Source organism: Streptomyces camelliae, from assembly GCF_027625935.1.
Lineage (GTDB): Bacteria > Actinomycetota > Actinomycetes > Streptomycetales > Streptomycetaceae > Streptomyces > Streptomyces camelliae.
This window is the reverse complement of the sequence record NZ_CP115300.1, coordinates 8,769,984-8,784,327: the sequence shown is the minus strand read 5'-3', so window position 1 is coordinate 8,784,327 and position 14,344 is coordinate 8,769,984. Positions and strand designations below refer to the sequence as shown.

At 73.6% G+C, this 14,344-nt stretch carries 12 protein-coding genes; 6 read left to right on the top strand and 6 right to left on the bottom strand.

Translation table 11 applies throughout. From position 1 onward, the window contains the following. Positions 1-76 precede the first annotated feature (76 nt). Positions 77-1,795, bottom strand: a complete 1,719-nt coding sequence (locus O1G22_RS40425) for a sensor histidine kinase (RefSeq protein WP_270085863.1) — start codon at positions 1,793-1,795, stop codon at positions 77-79. A gap of 245 nt (positions 1,796-2,040) precedes the next feature. Between O1G22_RS40425 and ppdK the strand changes: the two genes are divergently transcribed. Both ppdK and O1G22_RS40415 read left to right on the top strand, forming a co-directional pair. Beyond that, complete coding sequence (gene ppdK, locus O1G22_RS40420; protein WP_270085862.1) at positions 2,041-4,728, top strand: pyruvate, phosphate dikinase; 2,688 nt, start codon at positions 2,041-2,043, stop codon at positions 4,726-4,728. Positions 4,729-4,740: 12 nt separating this feature from the next. Then, positions 4,741-5,190: a pyridoxamine 5'-phosphate oxidase family protein gene (locus O1G22_RS40415; RefSeq protein WP_270085861.1), complete on the top strand. Its 450-nt coding sequence runs from the start codon at positions 4,741-4,743 to the stop codon at positions 5,188-5,190. A gap of 81 nt (positions 5,191-5,271) precedes the next feature. On the opposite strand, the gene O1G22_RS40410 is transcribed toward O1G22_RS40415, so the two are convergent. Next, a complete protein-coding gene (locus tag O1G22_RS40410; RefSeq protein WP_270085860.1) occupies positions 5,272-6,339 on the bottom strand; it encodes a zinc-dependent alcohol dehydrogenase family protein in 1,068 nt (355 codons plus the stop codon). A 250-nt stretch (positions 6,340-6,589) separates the two neighbouring features. Between O1G22_RS40410 and O1G22_RS40405 the strand changes: the two genes are divergently transcribed. Further along, on the top strand, positions 6,590-7,024 hold the full coding sequence (locus O1G22_RS40405; protein WP_270085859.1) for an STAS domain-containing protein: 435 nt from the start codon (positions 6,590-6,592) through the stop codon (positions 7,022-7,024). Between the two features lie 768 nt (positions 7,025-7,792). Next, entirely contained in the window at positions 7,793-8,956 is a 1,164-nt protein-coding gene (locus O1G22_RS40400) for a site-2 protease family protein (protein WP_270085858.1), read from the top strand. A 101-nt stretch (positions 8,957-9,057) separates the two neighbouring features. Here O1G22_RS40400 and O1G22_RS40395 read toward each other — a convergent pair whose 3' ends face one another. Together O1G22_RS40395 and O1G22_RS40390 are read right to left on the bottom strand one after the other, a co-directional pair. Then, positions 9,058-9,960: a universal stress protein gene (locus tag O1G22_RS40395; RefSeq protein WP_270085857.1), complete on the bottom strand. Its 903-nt coding sequence runs from the start codon at positions 9,958-9,960 to the stop codon at positions 9,058-9,060. Between the two features lie 41 nt (positions 9,961-10,001). Then, complete coding sequence (locus O1G22_RS40390) at positions 10,002-10,907, bottom strand: universal stress protein (protein WP_270085856.1); 906 nt, start codon at positions 10,905-10,907, stop codon at positions 10,002-10,004. A 609-nt stretch (positions 10,908-11,516) separates the two neighbouring features. On the opposite strand from O1G22_RS40390, the gene O1G22_RS40385 reads away from it, so the two are divergent. Further along, positions 11,517-12,191 carry a CBS domain-containing protein gene (locus O1G22_RS40385; protein ID WP_270085855.1) on the top strand — a complete coding sequence of 225 codons (675 nt, stop codon included), beginning with the start codon at positions 11,517-11,519 and terminating at the stop codon, positions 12,189-12,191. Positions 12,192-12,270: 79 nt separating this feature from the next. After that, complete coding sequence (locus O1G22_RS40380) at positions 12,271-12,948, top strand: response regulator (RefSeq protein ID WP_270085854.1); 678 nt, start codon at positions 12,271-12,273, stop codon at positions 12,946-12,948. Between the two features lie 22 nt (positions 12,949-12,970). Here O1G22_RS40380 and O1G22_RS40375 read toward each other — a convergent pair whose 3' ends face one another. Both O1G22_RS40375 and O1G22_RS40370 read right to left on the bottom strand, forming a co-directional pair. After that, positions 12,971-13,756: an alpha/beta fold hydrolase gene (locus O1G22_RS40375; protein WP_270085853.1), complete on the bottom strand. Its 786-nt coding sequence runs from the start codon at positions 13,754-13,756 to the stop codon at positions 12,971-12,973. 156 nt (positions 13,757-13,912) lie between these two features. Next, entirely contained in the window at positions 13,913-14,317 is a 405-nt protein-coding gene (locus O1G22_RS40370) for an Hsp20/alpha crystallin family protein (protein ID WP_225094561.1), read from the bottom strand. Between the last annotated feature and the right edge of the window lie 27 nt (positions 14,318-14,344).

Genomic DNA, 14,344 nt, shown 5'->3' with positions numbered 1-14,344 from the left:
TGCGACCCCGGGGCGTCGGCGTCATGGGCCGAGTGGGCCCGAGACACCACCCCGTCGGCCCCGCACCCCGCACCGGCTACTTCCCGGGCAGCGGAACGTGCCACTCCAGCGCGGCGCCCCCGCTCTCGGCACAGGCGATCTCCAGCCGCCCGCCGAGCTGTTCCGCCCGCTCGGCCATGTTGCGCAGCCCGCTGCGCCGGCCGTCGGGCGGGATGCCGACGCCGTTGTCCGAGACCTTCAGGCGGATCTCCCGGCCGTCGGTGGTGACCGCCACGTCCGCCCGGTGGGCATGCGCGTGCCGGGCGATGTTGGTCAGGGCCTCCGAGAGCACGGCCACGACATGGTCGGCGATCTCACGCGGCACATCGGTGTCGAGCAGGCCTTCCATGCGCACGCTGGGTGCGAAGCCGAGCACCCGCGCGGCCTCGCCGGCCACCTGCACGACCCTGGCCCGCAGCCCGCCGCCGGCGCCGCTCTCACGGGTCCGCAGGCCGAAGATCGCCGACCTGATGATCTTGATGGTCTCGTCCAGGTCGTCCACGGCCCGCAGCACCCGCTCGGACGCCTCCGGGTGGTCGATGAAGCGGCCCGCGCTCTGCAGGGTCATCCCGGTGGCGAACAGCCGCTGGATGGCCAGGTCGTGCAGATCGCGGGCGATCCGGTCACGGTCCTGCAGCACGGCGATCCGCTGGGCGTCGTGCCGGCGCTCGGCCAGCTCCATCGCGATCGCGGCCTGCGCGGCGAATCCCCGCAGCGTCTCCGTCTCCTTGGCGGAGTAGACCGGCCCGCCGGTCTCTCGGGCCAGCAGCACCACTCCGCGTACGTCACCCTCGCCGGTGCCGATGGGGATGGCCACGGCGGGACCGAGCCCCTCGAAGCGCGGGGGTTCCGCGGAGATCCGCTCGTCGTGGAAGACGTCGTCACTGATGACCGGGGCGGCGGTGGAGAACGCCAGCCCCATCAGCGTCCGGTCCAGGGGCAGTACGAGACCCCGGTGGGCCTCCCCGTCCATACCGACCGCGATCTCCACGCCGAGCGCCTCGCTGCCCTCCACGGGCATCGCGACCGCGGCGAGGGCGGAGCCGGAGTTCTCCCGCGCGTGTTCCGCGATGAGGTCCAGCGCCTCGGCGCGATCGCTGCCGGACATCAGGCTGTGCGTGATCTCGGCGTTCGCCCTCAGCCAGCGCTCGCGCAGCCGGGAGTCCTCGTACAGCCGGGCGTTGTCGATGGCGACGCCGGCGGCGACGGCCAGCGTGGACAGGACCGCCTCGTCCTCCTCGTCGAAGGCGAGTCCGCCACGCTTCTCGGTCAGGTACAGGTTGCCGAAGACCTGGTCGCGGACCCGGATCGGGACGCCCAGGAAACTGTTCATCGGCGGGTGATGGGCCGGGAAGCCGTACGAGGCGGAGTGCTGGGAGAGCTTTTCGAGGCGCAGGGGCTCGGGGTGGCGGATCAGCTCACCGAGGATGCCGTGGCCCTCGGGCAGCGCGCCGATCTCGGCGATCTGCCCCTCGGTGACGCCGACGGTGTGGAAGCCCGACAGCGTCGTGCCGTCGGGGCCGATGACACCGAGGGCCGCGTACTCGGCGTCCACCAGGGTCGCGGCGGCTTCGACGATGGAGCGCAGGGCGTGTTCCAGGTCCAGTTCCCGGCCGACGGCGAGGACCGCGCCGAGCAGGCTGTGCACACGGTCCCGGGTGCCGCGCACGGCGTCGATCCGCGCCTGCAGCTCCCCCAGCAGCTCGTCGAGCTTCAGCTGGGGCAGCAGTTCGCGGAGCTCGTCGGGAGTTCCCACCGTGTGCCTCCCGGTCCCTCGGCTCGCGGACCCGGCATCCGGGGTCGGCTCCACCGTAGCCCGCCCGGGCGGGCAACGGTATACGGACCGGTGCAACCGGCCACTCTGCCGGGTCCGCCCGGCACGGTCCGCTCCGGCCGGGGCCGATCGGCCCGGTCAGGGGGACCGTGGGCACCTCCCCGGCCGTACCGTCCCGGCCGACGCTGGAGGCGTACGCGAGACCGCGCTGCCGAGGAGTGCCCGCCATGGTCCGTTATGTGTACGACTTCCGGGACGGGGGCCGTGACCTGGCCGGTCTGCTCGGCGGCAAGGGCGCCAATCTGGCCGAGATGACCCGGCTGGGCCTGCCGGTGCCGCCGGGGTTCACCGTCACCACCGAGGCCTGCCGCGCCTTCCTGGCCACCGGTGCGGAGCCGGACGGCATGGCGGCGGAGGTGTCCCGGCACCTGTCGGCGCTGGAGGGGACGACCGGGCGGCTGCTGGGGCAGCCCGACGATCCGCTGCTGGTCTCCGTACGCTCCGGCGCTCGCTTCTCCATGCCCGGCATGATGGAGACGGTCCTCGACATCGGCCTGAACGACGACTCCGTGCTCGGCCTCGCGAAGGTGTCCGGAAGCGAGCGTTTCGCCTGGGACTCCTACCGCCGGCTGGTGCAGATGTTCGGCAGCACCGTGATGGGCGTCGACCCTGCTCTGTTCGGCGAGGCCATGGTTCTGCTGAAGGGGGCCCGGGAGGCGCCCGACGACGTCCATCTGGACGCGTCCGACCTCGCCTGGCTGGTGGAGACGTACAAGAGGCTGATCCGCGACGAGACCGGCCAGGACTTCCCGCAGGACCCCGCCGGGCAGTTGCGGCAGGCGGTCCTCGCCGTGTTCCGGTCCTGGAACGCCGGGCGGGCCCGCGTGTACCGGCGGCGCGAGCACATCCCGGACGACCTGGGCACCGCGGTCACCGTGCAGCGCATGGTGTTCGGCAACCTCGGCCCCGGCTCCGGCAGCGGCGTCGCCTTCACCCGCGACCCGGCCACCGGACAGCCCGGCCTGTACGGCGACTACTTGCCGAACGCCCAGGGCGAGGACGTCGTCGCCGGCATCCGTGACACCGTGCCCCTCTCCGCGCTGGAGCGGCTGGACCCGCGCTCCTACCGGCAGCTGCGCGACCACGCGCAGACGCTGGAGCGGCACTACCGCGACCTGTGCGACATCGAGTTCACCATCGAGCGCGGCACGCTGTGGATGCTGCAGACCCGGGTCGGCAAACGCACCGCCGAAGCCGCCTTCGCCATCGCCGCGGAACTGACCGGCGAGGGGCTCATCACCCCCGACGAGGCGCTGGGCCGGGTGCACGGGGAACAGCTCGGCCGGCTGATGTTCCCCCGCTTCGACACCGGCCGGGCCGGGCCGGAGCTCGCCCACGGCGTGCCCGCCTCGCCCGGCGCGGCGTCCGGTGCGGCCGTCTTCGACTCCGCCGAGGCGGTACGGCGGGCCGCCGCCGGCGAGCGGGTGGTGCTCGTACGCGAGGAGACGACCCCCGACGACCTGCCCGGCATGGTCGCGGCCCGGGCGGTGCTGACCAGCAGGGGCGGCAAGACCAGCCACGCGGCCGTCGTCGCCCGGGGCATGGGCCGGGTCTGTGTGTGCGGTGCGCAGGACATCGCCGTCAACACGGGCGCGCGGCGGTTCACCGCCCGCGACGGCACGGTCGTCGAGGAGGGCACCTTCATCTCGGTGGACGGCTCCACGGGTGCCGTGTACGCGGGAGCGGTGCCGCTCGTCGCCTCGACCACGATGCGGTATCTGGAGTCCGGCGAACAGACCGGCAGCGTGGTCGCGGCGGTCGCCCGCGCCCTGGAACACGCCGACGTGGTACGCCGTCTGGAGGTCCGGGCCAACGCCGACACGCCCGAGGACGCCGCGCGGGCCCGGCGGTTCGGGGCTCAGGGCATCGGGCTGTGCCGCACCGAGCACATGTTCCTCGGCGAGCGGCGCAAGCTGGTCGAGGAGATGATCCTCGCCCGTGGCGACGCGGGCCGTGACAAGGCGCTGGCGGTTCTTCTCCCGCTCCAGCGACAGGACTTCGCGGGCATCCTGCGGGCGATGGACGGGCTGCCCGTCACCATCCGCCTGCTCGATCCGCCGTTGCACGAGTTCCTGCCCGACCGCACCGAACTCGCCGTACGTGTCGCCGTCGCGGAGGCCGCGGGTGGACAACCCGAGCCGCACGACGTGGAGTTGCTCGACGCCGTGAACCGCATGCACGAGGAGAACCCGATGCTCGGCCTGCGCGGCGTCCGGCTCGGGCTCGTGGTGCCGGGGCTCGTGGCGATGCAGGTGCGGGCGGTGGCCGAGGCGGTGGCCGAGCGGGTGCGGGCCGGCGGCTCGCCCCGGGCGGAGATCATGGTCCCGCTGGTCGGTTCGGTCGAGGAACTGCGGCTCGCCCGCGAGGAGGTGACGCGGGTGCTGGCCGAGGTCGGCGAGGAGACGGGCGTGGCGGTGCACTGCCCCGTCGGCACGATGATCGAACTGCCCCGGGCCGCGCTCACGGCGGGCCGGATCGCCGAGGAGGCTGAGTTCTTCTCCTTCGGCACCAACGACCTGACCCAGACCACCTGGGGTTTCTCCCGCGACGACGTCGAGGCCGCGTTCTTCTCCGCCTACCTGGACAAGGGCGTGTTCGCCTCCTCGCCGTTCGAGACGCTCGACCGCGAGGGTGTGGGCCGGCTGGTCCGGATCGCCGTCGAGGAGGGTCGTGCGGCCCGGCCCGGTCTGCAGACCGGCGTCTGCGGCGAGCACGGCGGCGACCCGGAGTCGATCCGCTTCTTCCACACCGCCGGACTGGACTACGTCTCCTGCTCTCCGTTCCGGGTCCCGGTGGCCCGTCTGGAGGCCGGGCGGGCCGCTCTCGGCGGGACCGACACGGGTGACAGCAGGTGAGCGGAGCCAGCCATGATCCAGGACCACGAGCCGATCCGCCGCCGCGTGGAGCTCGACCGGGCCGAGGCGCTGCGGCTGCTCGCCAGCGTGCCCCTGGGCCGGATCGTCTTCACCCGGCAGGCCCTGCCCACCGTCCGCCCGGTCAACCACATCCTGGACGACGGCGACATCGTCATCCGCCTCCACGAGGGGGCGGCGCTCACCTCGCACGCCCGGCAGGACCCCGGCACCGGCGTGGTGGTCGCCTACGAGGCCGACGCCATCGACCCGGTCACGCACCTCGGCTGGAGCGTGGTGGTCACGGGGTACGCCAGCCTCGTCACCGACCCGCGCGAACTGGCCCGTATCCGCTCCCTGTTGCGCCCGTGGGCGCCGCAGCAGGGCATGGACCAGGCGGTACGCATCCATCCCGAACTGGTCGCGGGTGTGCTGCTCACCAGCCCGGTCGAAGAACGCCGCTGAGGCGGTGCGCGCACCGGGCTGCGCACCACCTCGGCGACTCCGGCTCGCTGTCCTGTCCGGGGACCCTGCTTCCCTTCCCGTTCAGTCCGTGGGAACGGCCACGTCGTACCGCTCGCCGCCGAGCGCCACCTTGAGCGCGCCGGTCTCGGCGGCCTTGGCGAAGACGTCGTAGGCCTCCTCCATCTGCTCCACCGGGAAGGTGTGGGTGACCAGGTGCCCGGTGGGCAGCCGGCCGGCGGCGGCCATCCGCAGCAGGGTCGGGGTGGAGTAGGTGTCCACCAGGCCCGTCGTGATGGTCACGTCCTTGCTCCACAGCTCTTCGAGGTGCAGCGTGGCCGGTTTGCCGTGCACGCCGATGTTGGCCACGTGCCCGCCCGGGCGGACCATGCGGGTGCACAGCTCGAAGCTCTCCGGGACGCCGACCGCCTCCATGACCACGTCCGCGCCGAGCCCGTCGGTCAGGTCGGCGACCAGCTGGCCGGGGGCCTCCCGGGCGTCCGCGACCGCGTCGGCGCCGAGCCGGTGGGCCGCCTCCAGCCGGGCCGGGGCCAGGTCCACGGCGATGATCCGCTCGGGGGACAACAACCGGGCCGTGGCGATCGCGGCGAGTCCGATCGGCCCGGCGCCGACCACGGCCACGGTGTCTCCGGGCCGCACCTGCCCGTTGCGGACACCCACCTCGTAGGAGGTCGGGAAGATGTCCGCGAACAGGACGGCGTCCTCACTGCGGACGGTGGCGGGCAGCGGGTGGACGGACAGGTCGGCGTGCGGGACGCGCACGTACTCGGCCTGGGTGCCGTCGATCAGACGGCCGAGGATCCAGCCCCCGCCGCCCCGGCACTGGCCGTAGCGCCGCTCCCGGCAGAAGCGGCACCGGCCGCAGGAGGTGATGCAGGACATCAGCACCCGGTCCCCGGGCCGCACGCCGCGTACGTCGCTGCCGACCTCGACGATCTCTCCGACCGCCTCGTGGCCGAGGACCGTGCCGGGGCTCACCTCGGGCACGTCGCCCTTGAGGATGTGCAGATCCGTCCCGCAGATCGTCACGACGCCGACCTGCACGATCGCGTCGGTCGGCTCCTTGATGCCGGGGTCCGGGACGTCCTGCCAGGACGCCTGTCCGGCACCTTGGAAGACGAAGCCCTTCATGGCGTTCCTCACCCTCTTCGGCCGGTCGTCGCGGGATCGGCGTGTCCGGCGCGGGGCCGGACACCACCCGCACGCTCAGCTTCGCCAGCACGCGAACCGTTCCGCTTGGGCCGTACGGCCCTCACCTCGGACCGGACCGTGCCGCAGGAGCCCCCGGCCCTCACCGGCGGCGCGGGTACCTCCGGACGGACCGACGGCCAGGGCCGGACAGCCCTGTCGACCGCCCCTGCCTGCCCGGTTCGATCTGCCCATGGTCTTGAACCACCCGCCGGTCGTGACCGACGAGCACCGCATCCCTCTGCCGGCCGGATCCCGCCCCGCTCCCGGCGGAGCGACAGTCGTACCCCTGCTCGGCGAGATCGACGTGCTCACGGCGCCGGCGCTGTCGGCACGGCTGGACAGGCTCACCGCGGACGCTCGGCCCGATCTGGCGCTGGATCTGCGTCCGGTCACGTTCATCGACTGCGCCGGGCTGGGCGTCCTGTGCCGGGCGCGCAACCGGGTACGTGCCCGGCGGGGCCGGCTGCGGCTGGTCACGGACGACGCGGGTTTCCAGCGGGTGCTGCGCGCCACCGGGCTGCGCGACGTCTTCGACGCGCATCCCCGTCTCCCCCGCCCCGAGGTCTCCGCCCCCGGCCCTGAGGCGGTGTCGACGGCGGCGCCACGCGACGAGGAGGTGTTCTGACGAACGTCAGGAATCCGCTGTGGCGTTGGCGCGACAATCCGCTGCGCGGCGCGAGGACGTGGCCGAGGCGTGGATCGTCCTGGCCCTCTGGGTGGTCGTGCGGGTCGGCGGCGGGTCGCCGGGCTGAGGGCGGCCCGTGCCGCCGGGGACGTGTTCGCGCAGCAGCCGGCGCGCGCACCGGCACGCCGTCCGTGCCGTACTCCTGGCCGACGCGGCGGGCGGCGCCGTGTCCGCTCCGTCGGCGGACGGCCCAGATCCGGGCGGTGGTGCGCTGGGCGGCATCGGACGGCACCTGGCACACCGGACAGACACTGGTCGACGCGGGCCTGCGGGCCGGGCTCCGGGTGCTGGTCCGGCAGGACGACCGGGGCCGGCTGACTCCCGCGAAGCCGACGGGCCCTGCCGAGGAGACCGTCGAGGCCGGTTTCTTCGGCGCCGCGGCCGGCCTCGCTGTTGCCGCTCCGGCATGCGGGGCGGCGGCGTTCACGCGGGCGCGGCTCGACCGGCGGTGCGTGGCCCGCTGGGACCGCGAGCGGGATGTGGCGGAGCCCCGCTGGGGCCACCGGCGCGGCCGGCCCGGTCGAGCGCCCGCCCGGTACGCCCCGTCCCGGCGGCCGCGCCGGGACCGACCGTCCCCGACGAGAGCCGACCGGCCCCTGCGGCGGGAACGCCGGGCGCCGCACGCTGAAGGTGCCCCGGACGTGCTTCGCGGCAGGAGCGCGGAAGTGGTGGCCCTTGCGGTGCGCGGCGGAAGGCGAGGCGAGGTTCATGGACGAGACACTGCCCCTCGGCCGGATCGCCGGGGTCCGCATCGGCCTCCACTGGAGCGTCCTGGTCATCTTCGCCCTCATCACCGTCGCGCTGGCACGCGGGCGTCTCCCCGCCGCCCACCCCGGTCACTCCCCCGTGGCGTACTGGGCGCTCGCCGTCCTGACCGCCGTCGTCTTCCTCGCCTCCCTGCTCGCGCACGAACTGGCGCACGCCGTGGTCGCCCGGCGCAACGGCGTGCAGGTGGAAGGCATCACGCTGTGGATGCTGGGCGGTGCCGCCCGGCTGCGCGGCGAGGCGCCGTCTCCGGCCGCCGAGCTGCGGATCGCTGCGGTGGGTCCCCTGACGAGCCTGCTGGCCGGTGCCGTACTCGCGGGCGTCGCGGTGGGGCTGCGCGCGGTGCACGCGTCGGGGCTGGTGGTCGAGGCGGCCGTCTGGCTGGCCGCGATCAATGTGCTGCTGGCCGTCTTCAACGCGCTGCCCGCCGCTCCGCTGGACGGCGGGCGGCTGCTGCGGGCCTATCTGTGGCACCGCACCGGCGACCGCCTGCGGGCCACCCGGGGCGCCACGGCGGCGGGCCGGGTGCTCGGCTGGTTCATGGTGCTGACCGGGTTCGCGGACGTCCTGTTCGCGGGCGACATCACCGGTCTGTGGCCCGCGCTGATCGGGTGGTTCCTCATCGCCGCGGCCACCGCCGAGGCCCGTCAGGCACAGCTGCGGGGCGTCCTGGACGGCGTTCCGGTCAGCCGGGTCATGACTCCGGACCCGGTCACCGTCCCCGCGACGGCGGCGCTCTCCGACTTCCTGGCCGAGGGTCCCTTCGGTCCCTACCGGCACTCGGCGTTCCCGGTCCTGGCGGCGGACGGGTCGGTCGCCGGCCTGGTCACGGTGCGGCGCGTGGACCGGACCCCACCGCAGGAGCGTGCGCACACGACCGTCGGCGACGTGATGCGCCCGCTCACCGAGGTCCTGACAGCGGCTCCGGACGAGCCCGTGCTCGACCTGCTTCCCCGTCTCCAGGAGAGCCCGGTCCGGCGTGCCCTGGTCCTGGACGGCGGCCGGCTCGTGGGCATCCTCACCGTCGCCGATGTCACCCGCGCCCTGGCCTGGCCGGCCGGCACGGCGCACCCCGGCCCCGAAGGACCGCACCAGCCCCTTCCGTAGCCCTCCGAGGAGCAGCGACTCGGCCGTGCGGACCCGGCGCGTGCCGGTGGTGGCTCAGGAGTGCCCGGCGGGATGCGCGCCGTCTCGGTTCGCCGGTCCGGTCAGGAAGGCTCGGGTACGACGGCCACGGGGCACGCCGCGTGGTGCAGTACGCCGTGGGCGACGCGGCCGAGCTGGAGTCCGTAGTGACCGTGCCGGCGCCGGGATCCGACGACGAGCAGGTCGGCCTCGTGGGACGCGGCGAGCAGGGCGTCGCGGGCGTGGCCCTCGACGGTGCGGGGGTGCACTTCGAGGTCGGCCGGTACATCCCGCAGGGCATCCTCCACCGCCTCGGCGGCCTGCAGCTCGTGGAGGTGCGCCGGCGTGCCGGCGAGCTGGGGGTACCCCTGGACGAAGTCCGGGGGCGGATGGCCCGTGGTCGCGTGCCCGGGACGGCGCCAGGCTCGTACGGCTTCCAGCGGCACTCCGCGCAGCAGCGCCTCCTCGGCCGCGAACCGTACGGCGGCCGCGCCCTCGCGTTTCCCGGCGACGCCGAGGACGATACGGCCCCGGGTCCCGGACCGGGCCTGGTTGTCATGGCTGCCGCGCAGCACGACGACCGGGCAGTGCGCGTGCCCGGCGACCGTGACACCGACGGAGCCGAGGAGGGCCTCGGTGATCCCGCTGCGGCCCCGGCAGCCCAGCACGACGGCGCGGGCGGTGCGGCTCTCCCGCACGAGCCCGTACTCCGGCTCGTCGGGCAGTACGTCCGTGCTGACCTGCACCTCGGGCCGGCGGCGCGCGGCCCGTTGCCGGGCGGTGCCGACGACGTCCGGTGCCGTCACCTCCTCCACCGGTCTGCCGAGTTCCTGCGCGATCAGGGCGCCTTCGTAGCGGTCCCAGAGCGAGGCGTACACCAGCCGCAGCGGCGCCCCGCGCAGGGCGGCCTCGTCCGCCGCCCAGTCCACGGCCCGCAGGCTCGGTTCCGAGCCGTCCACGCCCACGACGATCGGAAGATCCGCCATGCTTCCCTCTCCTCGGTTGCTTGCCTCGTCCTCGCCGCACCTCAGCCGTGGGCGACGACCGCGACGGGCGCGACGACGTGGTGCAGTACGGCGTGGGTGACGTGACCGATGTGGGCGCCGAACGGGTTGGTCCGGATGCGCCGGCCGACCACGGTCAGGGAGGCGTCGCGCGAGGCGGTGACGAGGACCTGCGCGGCGCTTCCGCAGCGGCTCGCCTCGATCACGTCGACGCCGGGGAACTTCTGCCGCCAAGGGCGCACCGCCTCGCTCAGGGCGGCCGCCTGCTGACGCGCGAGGGTGCCGTAGAGTTCCGCGTCGCCGTAGAAGCGGTAGAAGGCGGTGGGCGGCTCCGGCCAGCCGTGCACGATCCTCAGGGACGCCCCACGGCGTGCGGCGGCGTCGAAGGCGAACTCCATCAGCGTCTCGTCCACGTCGTCGGTGTCGAGGCCGACGACGACGGGCCGGAAGGGCGTCGCGGCCGACGGGATGCCCGCGGGGTCCGTCCGGTGTTCGTCGGCGGCCTGCTCCCCTGCGCGCACCAGCACCACCGGACGGGCGGCGTGGGCGATGACGGACAGGCTGACCGAGCCGACCATGAACCCGCCGATCCCGCCGAAGCCGCGCGAGCCCAGCACCAGCATCTCCGCCGCGTCCGCCGCCTCGGCCAGGGCCTGGGAGGGTTCGCCGGTGACCCGGTCGACGATCACCTCGACACCCGGGTGGCGCAGCCGAAGCCCTTCCGCGGCCTCGGCCGGAATGCTCGCCGCCCAGTCCTGACCGGTCTCGGTGCCGAGCAGCGGTGCCTGGGCCACGGGCACGGGCGCGGGCTCGAAGGCGTGCAGGAGCTTCACCGGCAGTCCGCGCAGACGGGCTTCCCGGGCCGCCCATTCGGCGGCTGCCCGGCTCTCGGCCGAGTCGTCGAGGCCTACGGTGATGGGTCGGGTCATGGCCGCACCTCCCAGGGACGAGGAATCCGATACCAGCGTGGTGACGCCAGGGCCGCACGGTCAGGGGCCGCAGGTCCCTGCGCGGGGCCGAACGGCCCCGGTGTCCGGGTTCCCCCGACGGCGTCCGGCACGAGGCGGAACGGCCCTGTCGGCGGAGCCGACGGAGCGCTGATGACGGCCGCGGTGGTAGGTCCCCTGGCTGCCGGCGAGTCCGGCCGCTGCGCCTCACAGGCGGCCGCACCGGCCGTCACGGTCGGGCTGCCACCCGGCTCACGGGCGTCCCTGTCACGGGGGAGGGTCGTGTCCCGTTTCGTCTCAGCGCTGCCCCGATTCTCCGTCGCAGGTGCCGGCCACACGGCGCTCGCGGCCTCGGCGGGCGCCCGCGGCCAGGCGTACTCCCTGGTCGCGGGGCGGCCGTCCTCGTCGTCCTGCTGTTCCTCAGGCCGCTGCTGCCCCGCATGCCCGCCGCGGTGCTCGGCCCGCTCGTCGTGCACGCCGGGCCCGCATGCCGGCCGAGCCGCTGCGAGGGGCCGGGTGGCCCCTGGCCAGGCGTCCCGCACCGGCACAGGCTGGTAGGGCAGGACCCATGCAGACCCGATGGAGCTCACCATGCACGGCACCTCGCACATCGTCAGCGATGTCATGACCCAGACGGTCGCCGCCATCGGCCGGCGGGCCCCGTTCAAGGAAATCGTGCAGCTGATGCAGGACTGGCAGGTCAGCGCCCTCCCCGTGATCGAGGGCGAGGGCCGGGTGGTCGGTGTCGTCTCCGAGGCCGACCTGCTGCCCAAGGAGGAGCTGCGGGACGCCCCGGACGCGGCCTACCTCCAGCTGCGTCAGCCGGTCGACGTGGCGAAGGCCGAGGGGATGACCGCGGGCGACCTGATGTCCTCCCCCGCCCTCACCGTCCGGGCGAGCGCCACCGTCGCCGAGGCCGCACGGCTCATGGCGCGGGGCGGCGTCAAACGGCTGCCCGTCGTCGACGAGACCGGGCTGCTCCAGGGCATCGTCAGCCGTGCCGACCTGCTCAAGGTCTTCCTGCGCGACGACGAGGACATCGCGGGGGAGGTCCGGCGCGAGATCGTGTCGTACCTCTTCCCGCTGTCCACCTCGGCCGTCCAGGTGGAGGTGGCGGACGGCATCGTCACCCTGACGGGCCACATCCGCGACAGCGCGCTGATCCCGGTGGCCGCACGCCTGGTACGGGCCGTCGAAGGGGTGGTGGACGTGCGGTTCGACCTCGCGCACGGCGCCCGGCAGGCGAGTGGGGCCGGACGGCCCTAGTGCGTTCGGCCCCGAAAGGTCATGATCGGCCTCACGAACGGCCCGCAGTCTGTCCGTCACCGGGGAACGAGAGGTCGTCATGACCGAGCCACGCACCTTCACCGAGCGGGACCCGATCCGGGTGTTCCTGCTGGACGACCACGAAGTCGTCCGGCGCGGACTGGCCGATCTCCTCGACGCCGAACCGGACATCCAGGTGGTCGGCGACGCGGACACCGCCGAGCACGCACTCACCCGTGGCCCCGCGCTGCGCCCGCACGTCGCCGTACTGGACGTCCGGCTCCCCGACGGCGACGGCATCACGGTCTGCCGGGAACTGCGCAACCGGATGCCGGAGCTCGCGTGCCTGATGCTGACGTCCTTCGACGACGAGGAGGCCCTGCTGGACGCGATCATGGCTGGAGCGTCCGGCTATGTGCTGAAGCAGATCAAGGGTTCCGACCTCGTCTCGGCGGTCCGCACCGTGGCCTCGGGACAGTCGATGCTGGACCCCGCGACCACGGCGCGCCTCATGCACTCCCTGCGCGATCCGGCCGTGGCTCCCGCGCTGCCGCCGGAACTGGCCGGCCTGTCGCCCCGGGAGCGGGACATCCTGACCCTCATCGGCGACGGTCTGACCAACCGGGAGATCGGCAAGAAGCTGTACCTGTCGGAGAAGACCGTCAAGAACCACATCTCGCGGATGCTGTCCAAGCTCGGTGTCCAGCGCCGGGTCCAGGCGGCGGTCCTCGCGTCCCACCTGGAGCCACGGGACTAGGGCGTTCTCGGGGGAGCGGCTTCTACAGGCCGCGCAAGAAGTCCAGCAGCGCGTCCGTGACGGCCTCGGGCCGCTCCTGCTGGGTCCAGTGGCCGCACCCCGGCACGTCGACGACTCCGCGCAGGTCCGGCACGATCGCCCGCGCGGCCTCGTCCATCGCGTAGAAGGTGCGCACGACGTCGTTCTCACCGCTGATGTACAGCGACGGCGGGGTGATCGGGGCGTCCCGCCACGCGGCGGTCAGCTCCCAGCTGCGGTCGAAGTTGCGGTACCAGTTCAGCGCGCCGGTGAAGCCGCTCACGGTGAACTGGTCGACGAAGGCCGCCAGGTCGTCCTCCGCGACTCCGGGTTCCTGGAAGTAGTTCTGGTAGAAGCCCTCGCCGAAGCGTTGTCTGGTGACGGTCAGCGGCGGCAGTGGTCCGCGCGGGAGCGACGGCACGCCGATGCCGACAACCCCGCAAACGGCCTCGGGGCGCAGCAGCGCGGCGTTCCACCCGACGATGGCGCCCCAGTCGTGGCCGACGACGACGGCCTGCTCCTCGCCGAGCTCGCGGATGAGCGCGACGACATCACCGACGAGGTGGAAGATCGTGTACTGGTCGACGCCATCAGGGCGGTCGGTGGTTCCGTAGCCGCGCTGGTCCGGCGCGACCACGCGGTAGCCGGCGGCCGCGAGTGCGTCGATCTGGTGCCGCCAGGAGTACCGCGTCTCCGGAAAACCGTGCAGGAGCAGGACAAGCGGTGCCTCGCCCTGCTCGGCGATGTGTACGTCGATGCCGTTGAGGCAGACGTGACGGTGGTGCGGCAAGACCTGTCTCCTCAGTCCTCACGCCCTGGGAGGCGAGCACGAGGAGGACGTTCGGCGTCGCTGGGCCGCTTCGCGCGGCGCGGGGTGACCGCGGCGCGACGCGCGCAGACGTCGGCGGGCCCGCTCGGGCCCGCCGCGGACGCAAAGGCGTCCTCGTCAGCTGCCGTGCTGGATCTCGACGTGCCGGGCCTCCGCCTTCTCGACGCCCAGCCCCACGCTGACGGTCAGCATGCCGTTGGTGTAGTCGGCCTTGACGTCGTCCTCGTCGGCGCCGGGCGGCAGCGTCACGCTGCGGCTCATCTCGCCGTACCGGATCTCGCTGTGGCTCTTGTCCACCTCCCGCTCGGTGCGCTCGGCCTGAACCGTCAGCACCCCGTCGCCGATCACGACGTCGATGTCCTCGGGGGCCATGCCGGGAAGCTCGGCGCGCAGCACGTAGCGCCCCTCCTCCAGGTAGTCCTCGATACGGACCGCGGGCATCGTGAGCCTGCTGGGAATCGTCTCGAACCAGTCCGGGATCTCCGGGAACGGGAACCTCTGCCTGCGTGTCAGTGTGGCCATCGCCGTACCTCCTCGGTTGTCGTCGTC

What these genes read in the sequence shown, in the direction of transcription:
- O1G22_RS40405 (WP_270085859.1), top strand. Translation starts at nt 6,590, where the DNA reads ATGGTCTTGAACCACCCGCCGGTCGTGACCGACGAGCACCGCATCCCT.
- O1G22_RS40410 (WP_270085860.1), bottom strand. Translation starts at nt 6,339, where the DNA reads ATGAAGGGCTTCGTCTTCCAAGGTGCCGGACAGGCGTCCTGGCAGGAC.
- O1G22_RS40415 (WP_270085861.1), top strand. Translation starts at nt 4,741, where the DNA reads ATGATCCAGGACCACGAGCCGATCCGCCGCCGCGTGGAGCTCGACCGG.
- O1G22_RS40400 (WP_270085858.1), top strand. Translation starts at nt 7,793, where the DNA reads ATGGACGAGACACTGCCCCTCGGCCGGATCGCCGGGGTCCGCATCGGC.
- O1G22_RS40395 (WP_270085857.1), bottom strand. Translation starts at nt 9,960, where the DNA reads ATGGCGGATCTTCCGATCGTCGTGGGCGTGGACGGCTCGGAACCGAGC.
- O1G22_RS40390 (WP_270085856.1), bottom strand. Translation starts at nt 10,907, where the DNA reads ATGACCCGACCCATCACCGTAGGCCTCGACGACTCGGCCGAGAGCCGG.
- O1G22_RS40370 (WP_225094561.1), bottom strand. Translation starts at nt 14,317, where the DNA reads ATGGCCACACTGACACGCAGGCAGAGGTTCCCGTTCCCGGAGATCCCG.
- O1G22_RS40385 (WP_270085855.1), top strand. Translation starts at nt 11,517, where the DNA reads ATGCACGGCACCTCGCACATCGTCAGCGATGTCATGACCCAGACGGTC.
- O1G22_RS40380 (WP_270085854.1), top strand. Translation starts at nt 12,271, where the DNA reads ATGACCGAGCCACGCACCTTCACCGAGCGGGACCCGATCCGGGTGTTC.
- ppdK (WP_270085862.1), top strand. Translation starts at nt 2,041, where the DNA reads ATGGTCCGTTATGTGTACGACTTCCGGGACGGGGGCCGTGACCTGGCC.